This is a genomic window from Streptomyces aurantiacus JA 4570 (genome assembly GCF_000414115.1).
GTDB classification, from domain to species: Bacteria; Actinomycetota; Actinomycetes; order Streptomycetales; family Streptomycetaceae; genus Streptomyces; species Streptomyces aurantiacus_A.
Genome location: NZ_AOPZ01000261.1, coordinates 1 through 6,606 on the forward strand (window position 1 = coordinate 1; position 6,606 = coordinate 6,606).

At 73.3% G+C, this 6,606-nt stretch carries 5 protein-coding genes and 2 pseudogenes; 3 read left to right on the forward strand and 4 right to left on the reverse strand.

Annotated elements, in window-relative coordinates:
• Positions 1 to 25: 25 nt before the first annotated feature.
• Together STRAU_RS24125 and STRAU_RS24130 are read right to left on the reverse strand one after the other, a co-directional pair.
• Complete coding sequence (locus STRAU_RS24125) at positions 26 to 844, reverse strand: DUF3097 domain-containing protein (protein ID WP_016643000.1); 819 nt, start codon at positions 842 to 844, stop codon at positions 26 to 28.
• A 48-nt stretch (positions 845 to 892) separates the two neighbouring features.
• Positions 893 to 1,684 carry an MBL fold metallo-hydrolase gene (locus STRAU_RS24130; protein WP_016643001.1) on the reverse strand — a complete coding sequence of 264 codons (792 nt, stop codon included), beginning with the start codon at positions 1,682 to 1,684 and terminating at the stop codon, positions 893 to 895.
• Positions 1,685 to 1,913: 229 nt separating this feature from the next.
• Between STRAU_RS24130 and hrcA the strand changes: the two genes are divergently transcribed.
• Positions 1,914 to 2,930, forward strand: coding sequence for a heat-inducible transcriptional repressor HrcA (hrcA, locus tag STRAU_RS24135; RefSeq protein WP_016643002.1), 1,017 nt, complete (start codon positions 1,914 to 1,916; stop codon positions 2,928 to 2,930).
• Positions 2,931 to 3,899 (forward strand): annotated as a pseudogene (dnaJ, locus tag STRAU_RS24140) (molecular chaperone DnaJ); the annotation flags it as partial. It abuts the gene before it with no gap.
• Positions 3,900 to 3,968: 69 nt separating this feature from the next.
• Here the strand turns inward: dnaJ and STRAU_RS40505 are convergent.
• Together STRAU_RS40505 and STRAU_RS24145 are read right to left on the reverse strand one after the other, a co-directional pair.
• Positions 3,969 to 5,075, reverse strand: a pseudogene (locus STRAU_RS40505) (MFS transporter); the annotation flags it as partial.
• A 38-nt stretch (positions 5,076 to 5,113) separates the two neighbouring features.
• A complete protein-coding gene (locus STRAU_RS24145) occupies positions 5,114 to 5,911 on the reverse strand; it encodes an isocitrate lyase/PEP mutase family protein (RefSeq protein ID WP_016643005.1) in 798 nt (265 codons plus the stop codon).
• Between the two features lie 203 nt (positions 5,912 to 6,114).
• Here STRAU_RS24145 and STRAU_RS24150 point away from each other — a divergent pair.
• Positions 6,115 to 6,606 (forward strand): hypothetical protein (locus tag STRAU_RS24150; RefSeq protein ID WP_052029212.1); only part of this gene is annotated, 492 nt, incomplete at its 3' end.

The window sequence follows — 6,606 nt, forward strand, 5'->3', positions numbered from 1 at the left end:
GCGGAGCCCCAGTTACGGGATCCCGCTAGGGGGCCGTCACGAAATCGATCAGCTCTTCCACTCGGCCCAGGAGTGCCGGTTCCAGGTCCTTGTAGCTGCGCACCGAGCCCAGGATGTGCTGCCAGGCCGCGCCCGTGTTGGGGGGCCAGCCGAGGGACCGGCAGATGCCCGTCTTCCAGTCCTGGCCGTGGGGGATGCGGGGCCAGGCGGTGATGCCGAGGGAGGAGGGCTTCACGGCCTCCCAGATGTCGATGTACGGGTGGCCGACGACCAGGGCGTGGTCGCTGCTGACGGCCGCGGCGATGCGGGACTCCTTCGTGCCGGGCACGAGATGGTCCACGAGGACGCCGAGGCGCGCGTCGGGCCCGGGGGCGAACTCGTCGACGATGGCGGGCAGATCGTCGATGCCTTCCAGGTACTCGACGACCACGCCCTCGATGCGCAGGTCGTCGCCCCAGACCTTCTCGACCAGCTCGGCGTCGTGCCTGCCCTCCACATAGATGCGCCCCGCCCGGGCCACGCGCGCCCGCGCGCCCGGAACGGCGAGCGAGCCGGACGCGGTGCGCGCGGGCGTGCGCGGCGCGGCGGCGGCCGTCGGGCGGACCAGGGTGACGACGCGGCCCTCCAGCAGGAAGCCGCGCGGCGCCATCGGGAACACGCGGTGCTTGCCGAAGCGGTCCTCCAGGGTGACCGTCGGCCCCTCGGCCGTCTTCTCGCAGCGGATCACCGCACCGCAGAAGCCCGTCCCGACCTCCTCCACGACCAGGTCGGCCTCGGCGGGCACTTCGGGGACGGGAGCCGACTTCTTCCAGGGCGGCGTCAGATCCGGGTTGTAGCTGCGCATGGGCCAGACGTTATGGCATGGCGCCGGGCGGCGCCGAACGGTATGGCGTCAGGTGACGCCGAACCGGCGGGCCAGCTCGTCGCGTTGGGCGCGTACGAAGGCGGCGTCGACGACGGCCCCGTGCCCGGGCACGTACAACGCGTCCTCGCCGCCCAGGTCGAGCAGCCGGTCGAGCGCGGCGGGCCAGTGCCCGGGCGCCGCGTCGGGCCCGGCCTGCGGCTCGCCGGACTCCTCGACCAGGTCGCCGCAGAAGACCACCTCGCGCTCGCCGGGACCGCCGGGCACGAGGACGGCCAGGTCGTGGCCGGTGTGCCCGGGGCCGACGTTGGCGAGCAGCACCCGGGCCCCGCCGCCGAGGTCCAGGGTCCACTCCCCGCACACCAGATGGCGGGGGCGGACCAGCAGGTCGGCGGCCTCGGCCGCGGCGGCCGGATCGAGGCCGTGGGCGACGGCGTCGGCGGCCAGGGCGTCGCGCCCCGAGGCCAGGACGGTGTCGACGCCGACGGCCCCGAACACGTCGACGCCCGCGAACGCCGCCGCCCCGAGGACATGGTCGAAGTGGGGGTGGGTGAGGGCGAGATGGGTGACGCGGCGGTGCGGCGTTCCGCGAGCCCCCGGCCGGTCGCCGCCGAGCAGCCGCCGGGCGTCGGCGCGCAGCCGGGAACCCTCGCGCAGACTGGACCCGGCCTCGACCATGAGGGCCGCGTCGGCGCCGACGACGAGCCCGGCCGTGCAGTCCCACACCGGCAGCCGCAGGCGGCCCACGCGCGCGGCGAGCCGTTCCCAGCCCGCCTCCTCCCAGGCCGGGGCGGGGACGGGGGCGGGCGTGCTCGTGTCCATGGGGCGACGCTAGCGCCGCCGGGGCGGGGCGGCAGCACGGGCCCCACCCGTGGGCATGACATCCGCCGGCCACCCGTGGGCATGACTAAGAGGTCGGCCCTTGCCGGGGCCGTACCCGGCGGCCGTACACTGATTCGTTGAAGGCTGGCACTCGCCGCGGGTGAGTGCCAGGGTGAGGGGCCACCGGCGGGGGGCTCAGGGCGAGGGACGAGAGCTGGAGGTGTGCGCGATGCTCAGTGAACGCAGGCTCGAGGTGCTGCGCGCCATCGTCCACGACTACGTCGGCACGGAGGAGCCCGTCGGCTCCAAGGCGCTCACCGAGCGCCACCACCTCGGCGTCTCGCCGGCCACGGTCCGCAACGACATGGCCGCGCTGGAGGAGGAAGGGTTCATCGCCCAGCCGCACACCAGCGCCGGACGCATCCCCACCGACAAGGGGTATCGCCTCTTTGTCGACAAGCTCGCGGGCGTCAAGCCGATGACGGCGCCGGAGCGCCGCGCGATCCAGAACTTCCTGGACGGCGCGGTGGACCTGGACGACGTGGTCGGGCGGACGGTGCGGCTGCTCGCACAGCTCACCCGGCAGGTCGCGGTGGTGCAGTATCCGTCGCTGACGCGCTCCACGGTGCGGCACGTGGAACTGCTCTCGCTGGCTCCGGCCCGGCTGATGCTGGTCCTGATCACCGACACCGGCCGGGTCGAGCAGCGCATGATCGACTGCCCGGCGCCGTTCGGCGAGACGTCGCTCGCGGACCTGCGGGCGCGGCTCAACAGCAGGGTCGCGGGCCGCCGGTTCACGGACGTGCCGCAGCTCGTGCAGGACCTCACCGAATCCTTCGACAAGGACGACCAGGGCACGGTGGCCACGGTCCTCTCCACCCTCCTCGAGACGCTCGTGGAGGAGACCGAGGAGCGGCTGATGATCGGCGGCACCGCCAATCTCACCCGCTTCGGACATGACTTTCCCCTCACCATCAGGCCCGTCCTCGAGGCTCTCGAGGAACAGGTCGTCCTCCTCAAGTTGCTTGGTGAGGCGACGGATTCGGGCATGACCGTAAAGATCGGCCACGAGAACGCCCACGAGGGACTCAGCTCCACGTCGGTGGTCTCGGTCGGCTACGGTTCGGGGAGCGAGGCAGTCGCCAAGCTCGGTGTGGTCGGACCGACCCGCATGGACTATCCGGGAACGATGGGAGCAGTACGCGCAGTGGCACGTTACGTCGGACAGATCCTGGCGGAGTCGTAAGTGGCCACGGACTACTACGCCGTACTCGGCGTGCGCCGCGACGCTTCCCAGGACGACATCAAGAAGGCATTCCGGCGGCTCGCTCGCGAGCTGCATCCGGACGTCAACCCCGATCCGAAGACGCAAGAGCGCTTCAAGGAGATCAACGCCGCGTACGAGGTGTTGTCGGACCCGCAGAAGAAGCAGGTCTACGACCTCGGCGGCGACCCGCTGTCCCAGGCAGGCGGCGGTGGCGCCGGCGGCTTCGGAGCGGGTGGCTTCGGCAACTTCTCCGACATCATGGACGCGTTCTTCGGCACGGCGTCGCAGCGCGGGCCGCGCTCGCGCACCCGTCGTGGCCAGGACGCCATGATCCGTCTGGAGATCGACCTCGAAGAGGCCGCCTTCGGCACCACGAAGGACATCCAGGTCGACACGGCGGTCGTCTGCACCACGTGTTCCGGTGAGGGCGCCGCGCCCGGCACCTCCGCGCAGACCTGTGACATGTGTCGCGGGCGCGGTGAGGTCTCGCAGGTCACGCGGTCCTTCCTGGGCCAGGTCATGACGTCCCGGCCCTGCCCGCAGTGCCAGGGCTTCGGGACCGTCGTGCCGACCCCCTGCCCCGAGTGCGCGGGCGACGGCCGGATCCGGTCCCGTCGGACGCTCACCGTGAAGATCCCCGCCGGTGTGGACAACGGCACGCGGATCCAGCTCGCCGGTGAGGGCGAGGTGGGCCCTGGCGGTGGCCCCGCCGGTGATCTGTACGTGGAGATCCACGAGTTGCCGCACGGCGTCTTCCAGCGGCGCGGGGACGATCTGCACTGCACCGTCACCTTGCCGATGACGGCTGCGGCGCTCGGCACGAAGGTGCCGCTCGAGACGCTCGACGGCATGGAGGAGGTCGACATCCGGCCCGGTACGCAGTCCGGGCAGTCGATCCCGCTGCACGGGCGGGGCGTCACGCACCTGCGCGGCGGCGGCCGTGGTGACGGCGGCCGCGCCGACCGGGCCGAGGGAATTGTGGATCGTCCAGAACGACGAGGTGACCCGGCCGAGAAGGTGACCGGGCGTCACCTCCTGCCGCAGCGACATGGAGTTGATGCCTCCGATGCCGGTGCAGAACAGCACGCACGCGGCGAGGACCGCCACCACCGGCACGCTCCCCGTCAGCCCCAGGCAGGCCACGGCCACGCCCGAAAGCGCGTGCGCCCCGATCCAGCTCGCGCCGAAGCCGAGCCGCCCGCGCAGCCGGGCCACCACGAACGTGGCGGCGAGGGTGCCGAGCGTCCCGGCGGTGAGCACATAGCCCACGGTGCCGTCGCCGTGCCCGAGGTCGTGCTTCACGCGGAAGATGAGGATGTCGGTCAGGCCGTAGGTGAGGAAGGTCAGCAGCGCGAGCAGCACCGTCAGGGGCCGGAGCACCGGATGCCGCCACAGGAAGCGCGCCCCGGCGAGGAACTCCTGCCGCACACCGCCGCGTTCACCCGCCCCGGCCCCGCCCGCCGGCGCCTCCCCGGCCCCCTCGGCCGGCGCGGGTGCGGCACGTATCCGTACGAAGAGGATGCCGACCGCCGAGACCGCGAACGTGGCGGCGTCGATGCCGATGGCGGCGGCGGGGCCGAAGGAGGCGGCGACCAGGCCCGCGAGCATGGGCCCTGCCGCGCCCGCGGCGGCGTACGTGCCGTACAGGTGGCTGTTGGCCCTGAGGATCTGGCCGGGGGCGACGATGCCGGGCACCACGGTCACGTACGTCACCTGGAAGAGCATCGCGAAGACCCCGGCGACGGGCACGACCGCGTACACCAGCCAGACCGGCGTCGCGAACAGCCACACCAGCGGGATGAGCCCGAAGAGCACGCAGCGCGCGGCATCGGCGACCACGAGCAGCCGGCGCCGGTTCACGCGGTCGGCGACGACCCCGGCGAACAGGCCCGTGACGATCGAGGCGACGCCGGTCAGGCCCGTGACGAAGCCCATCTGCATGACGGACCCCGTCTGGTGCAGCACCAACAACGGGATGGCCACATGCGAGAACGAGTCCCCGAGTGCGGTGAGGCCCTGAAGGCCCACGAACAGGCGGTAGTTGGGGTCGGACCACGGCGACGACTGCCCGGAACCGTGGCCCGCCGGCTGTCGCGTACGCCTGGACGTGTCACGCCGGGCCATGCCTCTCCCCCAGTTCCCCGTGCCCGCCCCCGTTCCGCCTAGGCGGGGTCGTCGAACGCCTCCGCGAGCGCCTGCGCCTCAGCGTACGTCGGCAGCCCCTCGGAACTCACGGTGCCCAGGGTGAACTCCCGTGCCACGTCCACCGCTTGTCGCACCGCCGCGCGGAACAGCAGCGAGCCGGTGCTCACCCGCCGCACGCCGAGCTCGGCGAGACGCCGGGGCGTGAGGCCGCCCGGCGCGTAGAGGATGTTCAGCGGTACGTCGAGGGCGCCGACGAGCCCGGTGATGGCGGCCTCGTCCTGCGTCCCGGGCACGAACACGCCGTCCGCACCGGCGCGTTGGTAGGCGTCGGCGCGCTCGCGGGCCTCCTTCTCGCCCCCGGCGTCCAGCCAGTACGCGTCCGTGCGCGCGTTCAGGAAGAGGCCGGGCGCGGCCTCCTTCACGGCACGGATCAGCTCGCACTGGGGGGCGGTGGCGGTGAGGGTGCCGTCGGGCCTGCCGTCTTCGAGGTTCACGCCGGCCACGCCCGCGGCGGCGAGTTCACGGGCGAGCGCGGCGACGTCGTCGGGCCGTTCACTGAAGCCGCCCTCGATGTCGACGGTGACGAGCGCGGGCAGCCGGGCCATGCCGCGGGCGAGGCGCAGCGTCTCTTCCCGGGCCGCGCCGGTCGCGTCCGCCTTGCCCGCGGCGGCCGCGACGCCGAGGCTCGTCGTACCGATGGCGGGGAATCCGGCGTCCGCGAGCGCGGCGGCGGACGCGTGGTCCCAGGCGTTGGGCAGGAGAAGGGGGTCGCCGGTGCGGTGCAGGGCGCGGAAGGCGTCGTATCGGTCGGTCATGGCCGCACTGTGCCAGACGGTACGGTCCGCGCTCTGTCCCCGGGTCCCGCTCACTGCTCTGTCCCCGGGCCCCGCTCGCTGATCGGACGGCAACAGGAACCTGACAGCTTCCTCACAACTTCACGCCAGCCTGTGCGGCAGGCCCGGCGCCGCCGACCAACGGCGCCGGGCCCGTCCGAGTCAGAGCTGGAATGGAGCCCCACATGTCCCACCGTGCCCGTCACGCCCGTCGTCCCCAGGGCAGCACGTCCCTGCGCGCCACCGTCGTCGCCACCGCCGTGGCGGGTGGGGTGCTCGCCGCTCCGGCCGCCACGGCCTTCGCGAACGACGCGACGCCCAAGCCGTCGCCGAGCGTCAGCAAGCCGTCCGAGGAGGACGTGAAGAAGAAGCGGGCCGCCGCCGAGGAGGCCATGCGGGACGGCAAGCCGACGACGGCTCCGCGTGGCGCGGTGGACGCCGGAGACAAGCCGGTCGCGCGCGACGACGCCAAGCCCACCCCGAAGCCCCAGAGCCCGGAGGAGCGCAAGAAGGCCGCCGCCGACAAGGCCCAGCGGGCGCCGGAGGGCGGTGTCGCCGCGGGCGAGCGTCCGGCGTCGGGCGGCGACAGCACGGGCACCCTCGTCGGCTCGGCCGCGGGCATCGCGCTGCTCGCGGGCGCGAGCACGCTGGTCCTGCGCCGCCGCGCCGCCGGGGGC

Excerpts from the sequence above, each read along its gene's own strand:
- STRAU_RS24125 (WP_016643000.1), bottom strand. The coding sequence starts at position 844 with ATGCGCAGCTACAACCCGGATCTGACGCCGCCCTGGAAGAAGTCGGCT.
- STRAU_RS24130 (WP_016643001.1), bottom strand. The coding sequence starts at position 1,684 with ATGGACACGAGCACGCCCGCCCCCGTCCCCGCCCCGGCCTGGGAGGAG.
- hrcA (WP_016643002.1), top strand. The coding sequence starts at position 1,914 with ATGCTCAGTGAACGCAGGCTCGAGGTGCTGCGCGCCATCGTCCACGAC.
- STRAU_RS24145 (WP_016643005.1), bottom strand. The coding sequence starts at position 5,911 with ATGACCGACCGATACGACGCCTTCCGCGCCCTGCACCGCACCGGCGAC.